Annotated in this window: 12 protein-coding genes; 4 read left to right on the forward strand and 8 right to left on the reverse strand. The window is 73.8% G+C overall.

Annotation, left to right across the window (positions count from 1 at the left end; all coding sequences use genetic code 11):
• The first annotated feature begins 280 nt into the window (after positions 1–280).
• Positions 281–1378 carry a PLP-dependent cysteine synthase family protein gene (locus tag AB0A97_RS27995; RefSeq protein WP_361155254.1) on the forward strand — a complete coding sequence of 366 codons (1098 nt, stop codon included), beginning with the start codon at positions 281–283 and terminating at the stop codon, positions 1376–1378.
• Between the two features lie 80 nt (positions 1379–1458).
• Here AB0A97_RS27995 and AB0A97_RS28000 read toward each other — a convergent pair whose 3' ends face one another.
• Positions 1459–2304, reverse strand: coding sequence for a DeoR/GlpR family DNA-binding transcription regulator (locus AB0A97_RS28000; protein WP_361155045.1), 846 nt, complete (start codon positions 2302–2304; stop codon positions 1459–1461).
• Positions 2305–2731: 427 nt separating this feature from the next.
• On the opposite strand from AB0A97_RS28000, the gene AB0A97_RS28005 reads away from it, so the two are divergent.
• Positions 2732–4993, forward strand: coding sequence for a hypothetical protein (locus tag AB0A97_RS28005; protein ID WP_361155255.1), 2262 nt, complete (start codon positions 2732–2734; stop codon positions 4991–4993).
• Between the two features lie 7 nt (positions 4994–5000).
• Here AB0A97_RS28005 and AB0A97_RS28010 read toward each other — a convergent pair whose 3' ends face one another.
• Together AB0A97_RS28010 and AB0A97_RS28015 are read right to left on the reverse strand one after the other, a co-directional pair.
• Positions 5001–7457 (reverse strand): right-handed parallel beta-helix repeat-containing protein, encoded by a 2457-nt coding sequence (locus tag AB0A97_RS28010; protein WP_361155047.1) that lies wholly within the window; start codon positions 7455–7457, stop codon positions 5001–5003.
• 258 nt (positions 7458–7715) lie between these two features.
• On the reverse strand, positions 7716–8321 hold the full coding sequence (locus AB0A97_RS28015) for a hypothetical protein (protein ID WP_361155049.1): 606 nt from the start codon (positions 8319–8321) through the stop codon (positions 7716–7718).
• 249 nt (positions 8322–8570) lie between these two features.
• Between AB0A97_RS28015 and AB0A97_RS28020 the strand changes: the two genes are divergently transcribed.
• The gene (locus AB0A97_RS28020) at positions 8571–9311 is read left to right on the forward strand and encodes a CBS domain-containing protein (protein WP_361155050.1); all 741 of its coding nucleotides are present in this window, start codon (positions 8571–8573) and stop codon (positions 9309–9311) included.
• A gap of 70 nt (positions 9312–9381) precedes the next feature.
• On the opposite strand, the gene AB0A97_RS28025 is transcribed toward AB0A97_RS28020, so the two are convergent.
• The 4 genes from AB0A97_RS28025 to AB0A97_RS28040 form a co-directional block, all read right to left on the reverse strand.
• Positions 9382–9795 carry an ATP-binding protein gene (locus AB0A97_RS28025; RefSeq protein ID WP_361155257.1) on the reverse strand — a complete coding sequence of 138 codons (414 nt, stop codon included), beginning with the start codon at positions 9793–9795 and terminating at the stop codon, positions 9382–9384.
• Between the two features lie 38 nt (positions 9796–9833).
• Positions 9834–10676, reverse strand: a complete 843-nt coding sequence (locus tag AB0A97_RS28030; protein WP_361155052.1) for an MEDS domain-containing protein — start codon at positions 10674–10676, stop codon at positions 9834–9836.
• A gap of 224 nt (positions 10677–10900) precedes the next feature.
• Positions 10901–11740: an MOSC N-terminal beta barrel domain-containing protein gene (locus tag AB0A97_RS28035; RefSeq protein ID WP_361155053.1), complete on the reverse strand. Its 840-nt coding sequence runs from the start codon at positions 11738–11740 to the stop codon at positions 10901–10903.
• A 91-nt stretch (positions 11741–11831) separates the two neighbouring features.
• Positions 11832–12293, reverse strand: coding sequence for a DUF6643 family protein (locus AB0A97_RS28040; RefSeq protein WP_361155054.1), 462 nt, complete (start codon positions 12291–12293; stop codon positions 11832–11834).
• A 260-nt stretch (positions 12294–12553) separates the two neighbouring features.
• On the opposite strand from AB0A97_RS28040, the gene AB0A97_RS28045 reads away from it, so the two are divergent.
• Positions 12554–13882, forward strand: a complete 1329-nt coding sequence (locus AB0A97_RS28045; protein ID WP_361155055.1) for a TerD family protein — start codon at positions 12554–12556, stop codon at positions 13880–13882.
• A gap of 7 nt (positions 13883–13889) precedes the next feature.
• On the opposite strand, the gene AB0A97_RS28050 is transcribed toward AB0A97_RS28045, so the two are convergent.
• Positions 13890–15056 (reverse strand): glycosyltransferase, encoded by a 1167-nt coding sequence (locus AB0A97_RS28050; RefSeq protein ID WP_361155057.1) that lies wholly within the window; start codon positions 15054–15056, stop codon positions 13890–13892.
• Positions 15057–15115 lie beyond the last annotated feature (59 nt).

Raw genomic sequence — 15115 nt, forward strand, 5'->3', positions numbered from 1 at the left:
GGCGTGCGCTCTCCACCCGCCCCCTTGGTGCGCAGTCTGCCTGCGTCGTGCCGTGTGCACCAGTACCCCTTGGCCAAAGCTCGCCCACGGTCCGGTCCCAGGTGGTGCTTGGAGTTGCTCAAAGGGTTGTTTATGCAGGTGAGAAGCGTGTGGCAGGTGGTTATAGTCGGAACCGGCCCGGCGTCCCGCGCGGGCTCCGTACGACGTCGGGGAGCGCGCCATGAGCACCGCACAGTCATCACACAGCCCCGCCGACCGGGTGCCCGGGAGCGGCTGTCCGATGCCGACCGTGGACGTGGACCGCAGCGATCCGGACTACCGGAGCTGGCTCAAGGAGGCCGTCCGCAAGGTGCAGGCGGACGCCAACCGGACGGCCGACACCCATTTGCTGCGCTTCCCGCTGCCGGAGGAGTGGGGCATCGACCTGTACCTGAAGGACGAGTCGACCCACCCGACCGGCAGCCTCAAGCACCGGCTGGCCCGTTCGCTGTTCCTCTACGGGCTGTGCAACGGCTGGATCCGGCCCGGCAAGCCCGTCATCGAGTCCTCCAGCGGCTCCACCGCGGTCTCGGAGGCGTACTTCGCGAGTCTGATCGGTGTGCCCTTCATCGCGGTGATGCCCGCCACCACCAGCCGGGAGAAGACCCGGCTGATCGAGTTCCACGGCGGTACCTGCCACCTCGTGGACGACCCGCGGACCGTCTACGCGGTCTCCGCCCGGCTCGCCGCCGAGTCCGGCGGCCACTACATGGACCAGTTCACCTACGCCGAACGGGCGACGGACTGGCGGGGCAACAACAACATCGCCGAGTCGATCTACCAGCAGCTGCGCCTGGAGCGGTACCCGGAGCCCGCCTGGATCGTCGCCACGGCCGGTACCGGCGGCACCTCGGCTACCATCGCCCGCTACGTGCACTACATGCAGTACGACACCCGCATCTGCGTGCCCGACCCGGAGAACTCCTGTTTCTTCGACGGCTGGCGCACCGGCGACGCGAAGACGGACTGCGCCACCGCCTCACGCATCGAGGGCATCGGGCGGCCGCGCATGGAGCCCAGCTTCGTGCCCGGCGCCGTCGACCGGATGATGAAGGTCCCGGACGCGGCGAGCGTGGCGGCCGTACGGGCCCTGGAGCGGGCCATCGGCCGCAAGGCGGGCGGCTCGACGGGTACCGGTCTGTGGAGCGCGCTGAAGATCGTCGCGGAGCTGGTCGCCGCGGGGCGCACCGGCTCGGTCGTCACCCTGCTCTGCGACCCGGGCGACCGCTACCTGGACAAGTACTACTCGGACAGCTGGCTGGAGGAGCAGGGCCTGGACATCGCGCCGTACGCGGCGACGATCGACAGCTTCCTGGCGACCGGGAGCTGGCCGGGCTGAGCCACCCGGCACGCCGGGCCGGCCGCCGGTCCTTCAAGGGCCGACGCCCGGCCTTCGGAGGTCCGCCCCGGCGCCGGGCTTCAGAGATCCGTGCCGTCGCCCGGTTCGCCCGCGACGACCAGTTCCGGCGGCAGTTCCGCGATCTCCGTACGGGCCTGCGCCGACAGGCCGCGGTCGGTCACCAGGACGTCCACGTCCTCCAGGGAGGCGAAGGAACTGAGCCCCACCGTGCCCCATTTGGTGTGGTCCGCCACCACCACGACGCGGCGGGCGGAGCGGACGAAGTGGCGGTTGGTCTCCGCCTCGGCCAGGTTGGGCGTGGACAGGCCGGCCTCCACCGATATGCCGTGCACCCCGAGGAAGAGCACGTCGAAGTGGAGGGAGCGGATCGCGGCGTCCGCCACCGGGCCCACCAGGGTGTCCGAGGGAGTGCGTACCCCGCCGGTCAGCACCACGGTCGCCCCGCCCGCCCGGGGCGTCTGGCTGCCGCCGGCCGCCGCCCGCTGTGCGGTGTAGAACACGTCGGCGACCCGTACCGAGTTGGTGACGACCGTCAGGTCCGGCACCTCCAGCAACTGCTGGGCCAGCGCGAACGCGGTGGTGCCGCCCGCCAGGGCGATGGCGCCGCCGGGCGCGGCCATCCGGGCCGCCGCCTTGGCGATGTCCTCCTTGGCGCTCAGTTCCAGCCCCGACTTGGCCTCGAAGCCCGGCTCGTGGCTGCTCGGCTCGCTGACCGGGACCGCGCCGCCGTGCACCTTCTCCACCATGCCCTGCCGGGCGAGGGCGTCCAGGTCGCGCCGGACCGTCATGTCCGAGACGTTGAGCCTGCGGGTCAGCTCGTTCACGCGGACGCCGCCGCGCCGTCTGACCTCGTCGAGGATCAGAGCGCGCCGCTGCTCCGCGAGCAGGTTCTGATTGTCGCTCACCCCGGCCTGTCCCTTCCGCCCGGCTGCCGTTGCGTTCACATCCTCGCACGCGGCAGCGGGCGCATCCGCCCCGCCGGGGTGGGGTGTGCGTCCGCGGAACCGGGAAGAAGGCAGGCGCGAGGCGGGCGCCCGGAGACGCGGGTGCTCATTGAGCATGACATGACAGTGGAAGGCACCGCCGGGTACCGTGCGGCGCCGACCGGCACGTACGGCATCGGGGGAAAGACCAGTGGACAGCGGAAGCAGCACGCACCGAACGGCACCGGACCACCCGGACGCCGCACCGGACGAGCCGGACACCGCCCCGGACGGGGACGGCCCGGACACCGTCCCGGACGGGCACACGCCGGGCACCGCCCCGCCCGGCGAGCGGCAACTGGCCCTGGAACTGCTCGTGCACGGCGTCGGCGGCACGACTCCGGAGCGGATGCTCGGCGACCCGCGCACCGTCCTGATCACCGGCGACGACACCGCCGCCGTGTACCGCAGGACCGTCGACGCCGACGCCGAACAGCGCCCCGACGACTACCGCGCCGAACCGATCCGCGAGGCGTACTGCTGGTGCAACCTCACCTCCGGCAACGGAGCCCGCGCCCTGTGGCTGATCCTGCTGCCCTTCATGGTCGCCAACCTCGCCCACTGGATGCGCCCCGCCGCCCCCTCGCACCACAGGGGCCACCAGGTGTACGACATCCTCGTCCGCCTCCTCGCCCTCAGCCTCACCGTCCTGCTGGTCGCCGCCGCCTGCGAAGTGGCCCTGGACCTGACCGCCTGGCAGTGCGCGGGCAGCGCCGCCTGCGCGGCCGGCAAGTCCTGGATGGGCTTCATGAGCCCCGAGCAGGGCGGCACCTGGAGCGGGCCCGGCCGCCGCGTCGTGATCGCCGCCCTGATGCCGCTGCTGCTCGTCGGCTTCCTGTGGTGGCTCTCCCGCCGTACGTGGAGCGCGTACGAGTCCGCCTCGCCGCCGCCGCGCCGCCCCGGCACCTCCCGTGACGTCCCGCCCGACCAGCGTCCCGCGCTGACCCGCCGCGGCTTCTGGTACGGCCGCCGGGTGGTGGCCCGGCTGCGCGCCGCGCACACCGCGGCCGGACTGCTGACCATCGCCGTCGCCCTGCTCGTGACCGGGCTGGACTTCGACCGGCGTACGGGGCACGGCGGGGCGCTGTCCGCGCTCGGCCGGGTGCTGCTCGCACTGGTCCTGCTGCTCGTGGCGCTCACCGTCCGGGTCGTCTGCCGCACCGCGCGCTGCGAGGCCGAACCGGACGAGCACCACGACCGCTTCGTCGTCAAGGTGCTGCCGTTCGCCGCGCTCGTCGCCCTCGTCCTGACCGCCGTCCACACGGCCTGGTCCCGGCCCGGCTGGGTCAGCGACGACCGGTTGCCCGGCAGCGGCGCCTTCGGCGGCATCGCCGTCCTCCAAGGCCTGCTGGTCCTCGGCCTCCTCGTCACCGCGGGCTTCCTGCAGAACGCCGCACGGCGCCACGGGCACGGCGACGGGCGCGCCGCGCTGAAAGGGTTCCACGGCGCGGCCGTCGCCCTGCTGGGCTGCGCGCTGGGCGGCGTCCTCACCGGGGGAGCTGCGCAGCGGCTGGCGGACTGGATGGACGGCGGCGCGACCCCCGGGCGGCCGGGCGACCCGATCGCCGGTCCGGCCGTCGTACTGTCCTGGCAGGCGTCGGTGCTGCCGGTGCTCCTGGTGGTCGTCGCGATCTTCGCCGTCCTGGCCGGCGTCCAGGTGCTGCTGGTGCGCCGCAAGGTGGAACCGGACATCCCGGGGCTGTACGACAAGCAGGAGCGGCCCGACGAGCAGCGGGTGCGCCGGATCGCGGGGACCATCGCGCGGGCCGGACTCACGGACTCCGCCCCGGTCCTGGTCGGCGCGGTCTGCCTGGTCACGCTGGTGCTGGGCGCGGGCGCCGTGGCCGGCGCCTGGCTCACCGACCGGGCGCCGGGACGCGCCACGGAGCAGGCGCCGCTGCTGGTGCACACGGCCGCGGCGACGGCGGAGGCGCTCGGCTCCTGGCTGATGGGCGCCGGTGTCCTGCTGCTCGCCGTCATGGGCTGGCGGGCCTACCGCGACCGCTCCACCCGCCGTACCGTCGGCATTCTGTGGGACGTCGGCACGTTCTGGCCGCGCGCGGCGCACCCCTTCGCGCCGCCCTGCTACGCCGAGCGCGCCGTCCCCGACCTGACGTGGCGGATGGCCACCTGGACCGAGAACAACGACGGCCGCCTGGTCATCTCCGGTCACTCCCAGGGCAGTGTGCTGGCGGCGGCAGCCGTCTGGCAGCTGGACCTGGTCACCCGCAGCCGGGTCGCGCTGCTGACGTACGGCTCGCCGCTGGAGCGCCTGTACGGGCGGTGGTTCCCCGCCTGCTTCGGGCCGGAGGCGCTGACCGGGCTGCACCGGGAGATGGACGACTGGCGCAACCTGTGGCGGCTGACCGACCCCATCGGCGGTCCCGTGCGGCTCACCTGCGAGGACGGTCCGGACATCGACCTCGGGCCGCTGCGCGATCCGCTGGCCTTCGGGCGGACCCTCCAGCATCCGCTGCCCGCACAGATCCTGGGGCACGGTGACTACCAGTCCGACCCGGTGTTCGAGGAGACCCGCGCCGTACTGATCGCCCGGCTCGGGGCGGGCGTACCGCGTCAGCGCGGTACCAACGGGACGGGCGGCGGCTGCTGACTGGCCGTCAGGGCAGGTCGGGGAGGTCCTCCGCGTACAGCAGCGTGAGGTCGTCGGTGTCCGGGTCGGCCAGCAGGGCGACCCGGCCCGCGTGCCGCTCGACCATCGACTCGAACGTCTGCCGGGCGGTCCGACCGTTGCCGAACGAAGGGCCCTTGGGGAGCGCGGTGAAGTACTTCAGCAGCGCCTCGCCCGCCCCCTCGGCCAGCCGGTACTCATGCTCCTCACCCTGCTGCTCGACGATCCGCAGCAGATCCTCCGGCGCGTAGTCGCCGAAGGTGATGGTCCGTGAGAAGCGGGACGCCACACCTGGGTTGACGGCGAGGAAGCGCTCCATCTCGGCCGTGTACCCGGCCACGATCACCACCACCGCCTCCCGGTGGTCCTCCATCAGCTTCACCAGCGTGTCGATCGCCTCGCGCCCGAAGTCCCGCCCGGAGTCCTCCGGCGAGAGCGCGTACGCCTCGTCGATGAACAGCACCCCGCCGCGCGCCCGGTCGAACGCCTCCTGCGTACGGATCGCCGTGGAACCGATGTGCTCGCCGACCAGGTCCACCCGGGACACCTCCACCAGGTGCCCGCGCTCCAGGACGTCCAGCGCGGCCAGGATCTCGCCGTAGAGCCGCGCGACCGTGGTCTTGCCGGTGCCGGGGGAGCCGGTGAAGACCAGGTGGCGGCGGACGGAGGCGGCCTTGAGACCGGCCTCCTGCCGCCGGCGCCCCACCTCGATCATGTTGATCAGGCTGCGCACCTCGCGCTTGACGCTCTCCAGGCCGACCAGCTTGTCCAGTTCGCCGAGCACCTCCTCGGAGGGCCGGTTCTCCGCGGCGGTCCCGGCGGGGTCCGGCGCGGGCGGCGGCAGGACGGTCTGCGCCGGTACGGCGCCGAGCAGCCCGGCCGTCTGCGTCACCGGCACGCCGGCCGGCGCCCGTACCGCCGGCGCCGCCACCGCCGGTTCCCCGGCCGCCCGGCTCTCGTCGCTGGTGCAGTCCCGTACGGACGGCCCGCCCGCGTACCCCTCGCCCTGCGCGGCGGAGCTGTCCGCGAACTCGTACCCGCCGCGCGCGCACCGCTCGGTGCGGCAGTGCGCCAGCGTCGTACGGCAGCCGTCGATGATGTGGAACCCGTACCCGGAACTTCCGGTCACCCGGCAGCCGTTGAACGTACCGCGGCCCTCCGCCGAGACGTAGAAACCCGCCTCGGCCGGGGAGCTGACCACACAGCGCTCGACGGTGGGATCGGCGCCCTTGGTCACGATCACGCCGGTCTGCGCCGCGTCGATGGTGCAGTTGGCGAGTGTGCCGCCGCTGCCGTGGTCGCGGAACCACGCGCCGGTCGCCGCCTCCCGGATGCGGCAGTCGTCGAGCTGTACGGTCGCGCCGTCGCTCACCGACACCGCCGTGTTGCGCACCTGGGACAGGTCGGAGTCCACCACGTCCGCGCGCGAGCCCCGGTCCAGGACGAACAGCGCGTCCGGCACGTCGTGCACCCGCGTCGAGTCCAGGACGGCGGTGGCACCGTCGCTGACCCACACCGCCGGGTAGTCACCCGTACTGTCGTGGATCTCGCACTGGTTGGCGTCCACCCGGGTGCCCGGGTCCCACACGGACAGCCCGTTGCGGCCGAAGCGCCGCACCGTGCTGCGGGTCAGTGTCAGCACCGACCGGGACCGCAGGTCCACGGCGTTCTCCGGGATGTCGTGGATGTCGCAGTCGGCGAGCGTGAGCACCGCGTCGGTGTCCAGGGTGATGCCGTCGGCCGAGGTCCGGTGCACCGAGCAGTCGGTGAGCTGACCGCTCGCCCGCGAGGCGATCTGCACGCCCGCGCCCCTGATCTCGTACAGCTCGCAGCCGAACGCCTCCACGCCGCTGCCCTCGCCGTCGACCGACAGGCCCGCGCCGGAGGCGTTCCGCACCCGGCAGTTCTCCAGCCGCGGGTGCGCGCCGCCGCGCACCGCGATCCCGGACTGTCCGGCGGTCACCACCTCGCACTCCTCGAAGATCCCGCCGGCACCGTCCAGCACACTGATGCCCACACCGCCCGGGTTGTCGACCGTGCAGCGGCGTACGGTCGGACGCGCCCCGCCGCGCACCTCGACGCCGGACGCCGAACGCGTCACCACCCGCAGCCCGTCCAGCTCCGGCGCGCCGTCCTCCACCAGGATCGCGGGCGCCGTCGAGTCCTGCCCCTCCACCTGGAGGTCCTGGACCGTCGCCGAGGCCCGTACGGTCAGCGCGACACCGTCGGCGGGCGCGATCCGCACCGACCCGCGCGCGCCTTCGGGACCGCGCAGCGTCACCGCGCGCAGCAGCACGAGGTTCTCGCGGTACGTACCGGCACCCACGGTCAGTACGTCGCCGTCCCCGGCGGCTTCCAGGGCCGCGGCCAGCGAGCTGTATTCGCCCGTGCGGCGCCGCCACCGCGATGTGCCCGTGTGCGTCACCTGGACCGAGCCCTGTGCCATGGCGCTGTCGTGCCCCCACCTCGTGCGGCTGTTACCGGCCCGGCAGTTGTACGTCCGCGTATGTCCGCGTACGTGTGCCCGGGACCCCCAGCCGGGAGGCTGGCCGCTCCACCGTAGCGCGCCCGGCGGGCGCCGGATGACATGGTCAGCCTGTATGTGCGGGAGTTCGTCCAGGACGCCGGAGACCCCACCGTACGGGCATCCGGAAGCCTTTTCCGGGACCGGGCCGCGGCCTCTTCCGCAGCCCGCGCCCCCTGGTCAGCTGCCCGCTCCGGCCCGTCCCCAGTCCTGGCCCACGCGCTCCCACTCCCGTTCCCAGCGCCGGTATCGGCGGTTCAGCATCCGGCGTGTCACCAGCTCCCGGCCGCCCGCGGCCACGGCTCCCGTGACGGCCGCCGCGCCGAGCCCCGCGAGTACCGCGTGGGCCCGCGCCGTGCTCGGGTCCAGCGGCCGCGCCACCACCCGGCCCCGCGCGTCGGTCCAGATCAGGAACCGCTCGCCCGCCCGTACGGGCCCCGGGGCGGCGACCGGGCCGCTGTGCTCGCTGCCGTCCGGCGCGGTCCAGCGGGCCGCCACCCGACGGTGCGTCTCCCGGCCCGCGGCGGCCTCGGGGTCGGTGGCCGCGGAAGGGCGCGGAGCGGCCCGGTCCGCCGTCGCCCAGATCTGGTGCCGCTGCTGTGCCTGGGCCCGTACGGAGCGTTGCAGCGCGTCGTGGGCGGCACTGCCCGCCGCGAGGCCCGCGAAGCCGCCGCCCAGCACGAGCACCAGGAAGGCGGCCAGCGCCACCCACGCCTCCAGGAGGTCGGTCGTCCGGCGCAGCGGGTTGCGCCGCCAGCGCCACAGTCCCGCGATGACTCGTACCACGTCGTGCCCCCTCTCCGTGTCCGCAGGTACCTCGTCCGGCGCGCGTCATGCACGGACGGGGCGGACGGAGAGCGAAATCACCGGCGGTGTGCCGCGGGGCAGCGCGGACGGGGCGCCGAAGCGCGTACGGCGCGGAGCCCGCACGGCCCTCCCTCACCTGCGGGGCGCGCGCCGTATCGCCGCGTGCCGGGCCTTCAGCCGTACCCGGCGGCGGCCGACACTGTATCCCTGCGTGAGGGAGGCCCCGCGATGGATCACCGACAGGTCGGCCGGCTCATGAACACCGAGGTCGTCAGGGCCCGGCACACCACGTCGTTCAGGGAAGTGGTCAATCTGCTGAGCCGGCACCGCAAGACGGGGCTGCCCGTCGTCGACGGTGACGGCAAGGTCGTGGGCGTCATCTCCGAGACGGACCTGATGTACCGCCAGGCTGCCCAGGACATGCTGCAGAACCGCTGGTACCACCGGCGCCGGCTGACCGGCAGCGCCCGCGCGGCCCGGGCCAGGAAACGCAGCCTGCGGGCGGGCGAGCTGATGACCTCGCCACCGGTGACGATCGGCCCCCACCAGACCGTCACCGAGGCCGCCCGGCTGATGGTGACCGGGAAGCTGGACCGGCTGCCGGTCGTCGACGCGGAGGGCCGGCTGTGCGGACTGGTGACCCGCAGCGACCTGCTGAAGGTCTTCCTGCGCCCGGACGAGGAGATCCGCGAGGAGCTGATCACCGAGGTGCTGGTGCGCACCCTCGGCCTCAAGCCCGGCGCGCTCGGCGTGGCCGTGCGGGCGGGTGTGGTCACGCTGTCGGGGCGGCTGGGACGCAGCAGCGAGGTGCCGATGGCGCTGCGGCTGGCGGGGCGTATCGACGGGGTGGTCGCGGTGGTGGACCAGTTGGAGTACGAGCACGACGACGCCGCCGAACAGCACGGTGAGCAGATCGTGCGCGACCGGGCGCAGGAGTGGCTGCGGGCTCCGGAGGAAGGGACGCGCTGAGGCGGCGGGGGACGGGTGGGGCTGGTAGTACGGGCGGGACCGGCAGGGCCTGCCCGCCGCTCCGCGCGCGTCACCGCACCCGTACCGCCAGCGTGACCTCGGCCCCCCGCGCGCCGGACGCCTCCGAGTCGCCGGGGCGGACCGTGAACCGGTCCGCCACCAGGCGCGCGAGCCACAGCCCGCGCCCGTGGTGTGCCCCGTCTAGCCCCGGCAGCAGTTCGGGAATCACCGTTTCGCTGAAGCCGGGGCCCGAGTCGCTGATACGGCACTCCAGTTCGTCACCGATGCGCCGCAGCACCAGGCGGCCCGAGCCGCCCGCATGCTCCACGGCGTTGCCCGCGATCTCGTCCACGGCCAGCACGAACTCCCCGCGCCGCGGCTCCGCCAGGCCCTCGCGCAGGGCGCACTCCTCCACCAGCAGCCGCAACTGCGGCAGCAGCCGCGCGGTGAAGCGGCGCCGCAGCAGGCAGGTGGCGGTCCTCATGTCGACCGGCCCGTCCTCGGACGTGGCCGGGTCCGGGGTCAGCACGGCCGTATCACCTCCGTCATGGCCAGCCGGGGCACCGAGCCCGCGCCGAGCCGGTGCAGCGTGCGGGCGTGTACGCGGTCGCAGCGGACCTCGACCAGATCGTGACCGGTGGCCCGGCCGGCCAGTGTGATCAGTGCGGTGGCGCAGCCCACCGACAGCAGATGCAGCCTGGTCAGGTCGACGGTGAGCCGGCGGGCGCCGGCGCTGCCGGACAGCGCCAGCTCCAACGCGGTGCTGAAGGGCCGGCGGGCGGTGGTGTCCGCGTCGCCGATGAAGTGCACACTGCCGTCCCCGCCGCGCACCGACCGCAGGCTGCCGAGCCGTTCCAGGAGGCTGCGCGGATGGGCCCGGTCCATCGCGTGCAGCACCTCGCGGCTGAACCAGCGGCGGTCGTAGGCGCAGATCTCGCTGTACGGACGGCCGTCGAACAGCGCGTCCGCATGCGTCTCCCGGTGCATCATCACCCGCACGTCGGCATTCAAATCGGGCACCCACCGCATGTCGATGAAGGCCCGCAGGCCGGTGAAACCCTCGGCGGCCGCCCGCGCCGTCTCCGAGTGCAGCCGCCCGAGCTGCCGCTCGGGCGTGAACCGGAGGTCCGGGCGGATCAGCCCGCGCATGCTGCTCAGCACCAACTGCCCCCGTTCGCGGGCCGTCACGGTGCTGCGGCCGGTGAAGTCGAGCCGGGCCAGCACCTCGGCTTCCGGAAGCCACGGGTCCGGGAAGAGCACGACCTTCTCGCCCCGGGCGAGTCCGAGCCGTACGAAGGCGGTCATGACCTCCCAGCGCACCTCGTCGTCGTCGTAGCTCACAAAGGCGTGGTCCCCGGGACGCATGTGCTGCACCGGAATGAGATGGTCTCCGGGCGGTTCCCAGGTCGGCATCGGCACCTAGACACTCCCCACGGCTCCCGCTGTCGGCATCGCCGTGCGCTCACTGTAGGCAGCCGGACACGCGCCCGCAATGCGGCCGTGCGCTCCGCGGCCGGGGCGGGCGCCGCGGCCGACGGGGCGTCAGGCGCCCGCCGTACCGGGCACGGGGGCGGGAGGAGGAGCGGAGGTCAGGCTTCCGGGCGGCGGGAGAGCACCTCGAAGGGGTCGCCGACGCGGAGGGTGCCGGTGCCCTCCGGGATCAGGTTCTGGCCGAAGAGAAGCTGGTCACCGACGCGGCGGTGGCGGGCCAGGGTGCGCAGCGGCTCCTTGCCGCGCTGCCCGGTCCGCTGGTCGGTGGTGGTCATCACGCAGCGGCCGCACGGCTTCACCACGCGGAAGACGACCTCGCCGATACGTATCCGCTGCCACGCGTCCTCGTCCCAGGGCGCGGTGCCGTCCACCACGACGTTCGGGCGGAAGCGGTCCATCGGCAGGGGGCCCTCGTGGGCGTGGCCGCCCTCGTCTATGAGCGCGTTGAGGGCGCCGAGCGAGGAGGTGGTGGTGAGGAGCAGGGGGAAGCCGTCGGCGAAGCTGACGGTCTCACCCGGCCGTGAGTAGTCCGGGTCGGTGGGGCGCCGCCGGCCCGGCTCGTCCATGTGCACCAGTCGCACGGGTACGCCCAGGTAGCTGCTGAACCACTCGGCGGCGGCGCCGGACGCGGGCACCGCCTCGACCTTGTCCCCCCACACCTCGACCGTGACCGTCGTCCCGGGCTCCGGCACCCCGACGGTCAGCGGCGGCATGTCCGGCGCCGTCAGCCGTACGCCGCCGTCCGGGAGTTCCGCCGCGGCGGCCGCGGCGAGCCGGGGCCGGGCGCGCTGGGTGACGAACCGGTGCTCGTCGTCGACGAGCATCCAGCGACGGTCCCCGGCGAGCCCCCACGGTTCCACGACCGCCTCGCCGGGGCCTGACCCCGCCACGGACTTGACCGGATACCGGTGGATGGCCTGGAGGAAAGGGTTCGGCATGCCCTCATCCTGCCAGGCCCCCGCGGCGGCACCGGCACCGGTGCCGCCCGGTCGTGCAGGACCGGTTCTCCGCCCGCGTACGGCCCGTCGGTCAGTACCCGCGCGGATACTGCTGACGGCCGCCGTACGGATCGTCGTACGGAGACGGCGCGGGGCGCGGGGCGACCGGACCGGCCGGGCGCATCGCGTCGTAGCCCGTGCCGCCGTTGCCGGCGGGGCGCTGGGGCTGTTGCTGCTGGGCGGGGTAGCCGCGGGGGCCCGCCTGCTGCGGGATGTACGGCGCCGGGGTGCTCTGCAGCGGGGCGACCGGCTGGGCCGCGGCACCCTGATGACCCTGGCCGGAATACGGCTGGGAGGGCGCGGCGGGCAGCGCGGGCAGCGCCGACGGCAGGGCCGGCATGTACGACGAGCCCGAGTCATAGGGCAACTCGACCCGGATCGGGGCAATCTGCGGGGTGCCGCGCTCGGCGACGAGGGAGTCGTAGATCGGGGTGTCCGGGAAGGACGGCGAAGCGTAGTAGCCGCCGCCGTAGGTAGAGCGGGGGGAGGTCATACCTCTTAAGTTAAGCCCACGATGTGCCGGTTGGGGAGCCTGAAAAGAGGGTTGTTTCACGTGTCGTGTGAAGCCCGCGATCCACAATGTGAGCGAACTTGGCAAAATCGGTCGCGAACGCCCGTAGGGATCGTGTAAAGGCGGTGTCCACATCAGATGAACGGCGGACATTTTTCGGCAAGTAGGTTGGAACCTGCCACCGTGCAGGAAGGGGCACCGCACCGGAGCCCGGGCGAGCGAAGCGAGAGAGAGGCGCCACGATGCCGATGCCCAAGGGGAGCAACGTCGCGGTACCGGCCACGTCGGTACGGCTGGAACTGGGGTGGCGCACCGGCCCCGGCACCCCGGACGTGGACGCGTCCGCGCTGCTGCTGACCGCCGCGGGAAAGGTCCGCGACGACGCCGACTTCGTCTTCTACAACCAGCCCGCGCACGCCTCGGACGCCGTCCGCCACGAGGGCAAGCGGCCCGCCGGGGACGCCGCGACCGACAGCCTGTCCGTCGATCTGGCCCGGCTGGAGCCCGCCGTGGACAAGGTGGTGCTCGCCGCCTCGGCCGACGGGGGCACCTTCGGCCAGGTGGCCGGACTGCACATCCGGGTGCTCGACGCGGGCAGCGGCGCCGAACTGGCCCGCTTCGACAGTCAGGACGCCACCGCCGAGACCGCCTTCGTCCTCGGGGAGCTCTACCGGCGGCAGGGCGCCTGGAAGTTCCGGGCGGTCGGACAGGGGTACGCCACCGGGCTGGCCGGGCTGGCCACGGACTTCGGCATCAGCGTGGAGGAGGAGCCCCCGGCCCCGGCCGCCGCCCCGGCCCCATCCGCCGCCCCGGCCCCCGCCGCACCTCCGGCACCCCCCACCGCTCCGCCCGCCCAGCCGTACGGCGCGCCGCCGGTGCCTGCCCCCGCCCCGCCCGTGAGCCTGTCGAAGGTCACCCTCACGAAGGAGGCGCCCGCCGTCTCCTTGACGAAGCAGGGCGGCACCTCGGGCGCGATGCGGGTCAACCTGAACTGGCAGCAGGCCGGCAAACCCGCCTCCCGCCTGGGCAAGAAGCTGGGCCGCAGGACCATGGAAGCGCTGGGCGCCCGCGGCGCTCTGCTGCCGCGGTCCGGCGACCTGGACCTCGACCTGTGCGCGCTGTACGAACTCACCGACGGCAGCGCGGGCGTGGTCCATCCCATCGGCGGCAACTTCGGCACCCTGCACGCCCCGCCGTACATCCAGCTCGACCAGGACGACCGCACCGGCGCCGCCGCGTCCGGCGAGAACCTGACGATCAACCTCGACCACCAGGACCGCATCAAGCGCATCCTCGTCTTCGTCACCGTCTACGCGGGCGCCGGCAGCTTCGCCGGACTGCACGCCACGGTCACCCTCCAGCCCCAGTACGGCGCCCCCGTGGACTTCTCGCTCGACGAATGCACCGTCCCGTCGAACGTCTGCGCCCTCGCCCTCATCACCAACACCGGCAGCGAGCTGGTCGTCCAGCGCGAAGCCCGCTACCTGGTGCCCGCGCCGGGCGTCAGCCCGCAGCGCACCGTCGACGAGGCGTACGGCTGGGGCCTGAACTGGTCCCCGGCCAGCAAGTGAGCGCGTCTCAGGACGCGCCCGGCGCCCCGTACGTCCGGCCCTTCCAGGCGGCCCCGCGCCCCCGGTAGTGCTGGACGGCGGAGTCGACCGTCATCAGGAGGTAGAGCAGAGCGGTGCACGGCAGCAGCGGCGCGAGCCGGAGAGGCTGCCGGTAGTAGCGCAGCATCGGCAGGTACGTCCCGGTCATCACGGCCCACGCGGCACCGCCCAGCGCCGCGGCCGTCGCGCTCCCGGCCGCGAGACCGGCGGCCAGCGTGGCGGGCGGCGCCAGGTAGACGAGCGCGAGCCCGGCCACCGTCCCCGCCAGCAGCAGAGGATTGTGCCGTAGCTGTGCGTAGGCGCTGCGCGAGACCATCCGCCACAGCGTGCCCAGCCCCGCGTACGGGCGCACGCTCTCCACCCGGTCGCCCAGCCCCAGCCAGATCCGGCCACCGGCCCGCCGCACGGCCCCGGCCAGCGTCACATCGTCGATCACCGCGTGCCGGATGCTGTCGGGCAGCCCGGCCCGCTCGGCCACCGCACGCCGCAGCAGCACACAGCCGCCGGCCGCCGCGGCGGTACGCGCACCCGGCCGGTTGACCCACCGGAAGGGATACAGCTTCGCGAAGAAGTACACGAAGGCCGGGACGATCAGCCGCTCCCAGGGCGAGACCACCCGCAGCCGCGCCATCTGAGACACCAGGTCCAGCTCCGCCGAGCGCGCCGCGGCCACCAGCTCGCGCAGGCTGTCCGGGGAGTGCGCGATGTCCGCGTCCGTCAGCAGCACGTACTCCGCGTCGCCGCGCTCCCGGACCAGCGCCATGCCGTGCCGTACCGCCCACAGCTTGCCCGTCCAGCCCGGCTCCGGCTCGCCGGGCGCGGTGACGGTCAGCGGCAGCCCGCCCCGCCCGGTGGCCAGCTCCCGGGCCAGCTCGCCCGTCCCGTCCGTACTGCCGTCGTCGACGAGGACCACCTCGGCCCGCCCCGGATACTTCTGCGCCAGCAGGGACGGCAGGCTCACCGGCAGCACCGCGGCCTCGTCCCGGGCCGGGACCACGACGGCGACCGGCGGCCACCGCTCCGGATCGGCCCGCGCGGGCAGCCGTACGTCCGTACGCCAGAAGAAGCCCTGCCCCAGCGCCAGCCACACCCAGGCCGCCAGCGACCCGGCACCGATCCACTCCGTCGCTCCCACGCCCGCAGTCTGCCGCACCGGCACCCGCCGTGGCCGGAACCCGGCGGGCCGCCTCAGGG

Source organism: Streptomyces sp. NPDC045470 (assembly GCF_040646595.1).
In the GTDB taxonomy this organism is placed as follows: domain Bacteria; phylum Actinomycetota; class Actinomycetes; order Streptomycetales; family Streptomycetaceae; genus Streptomyces.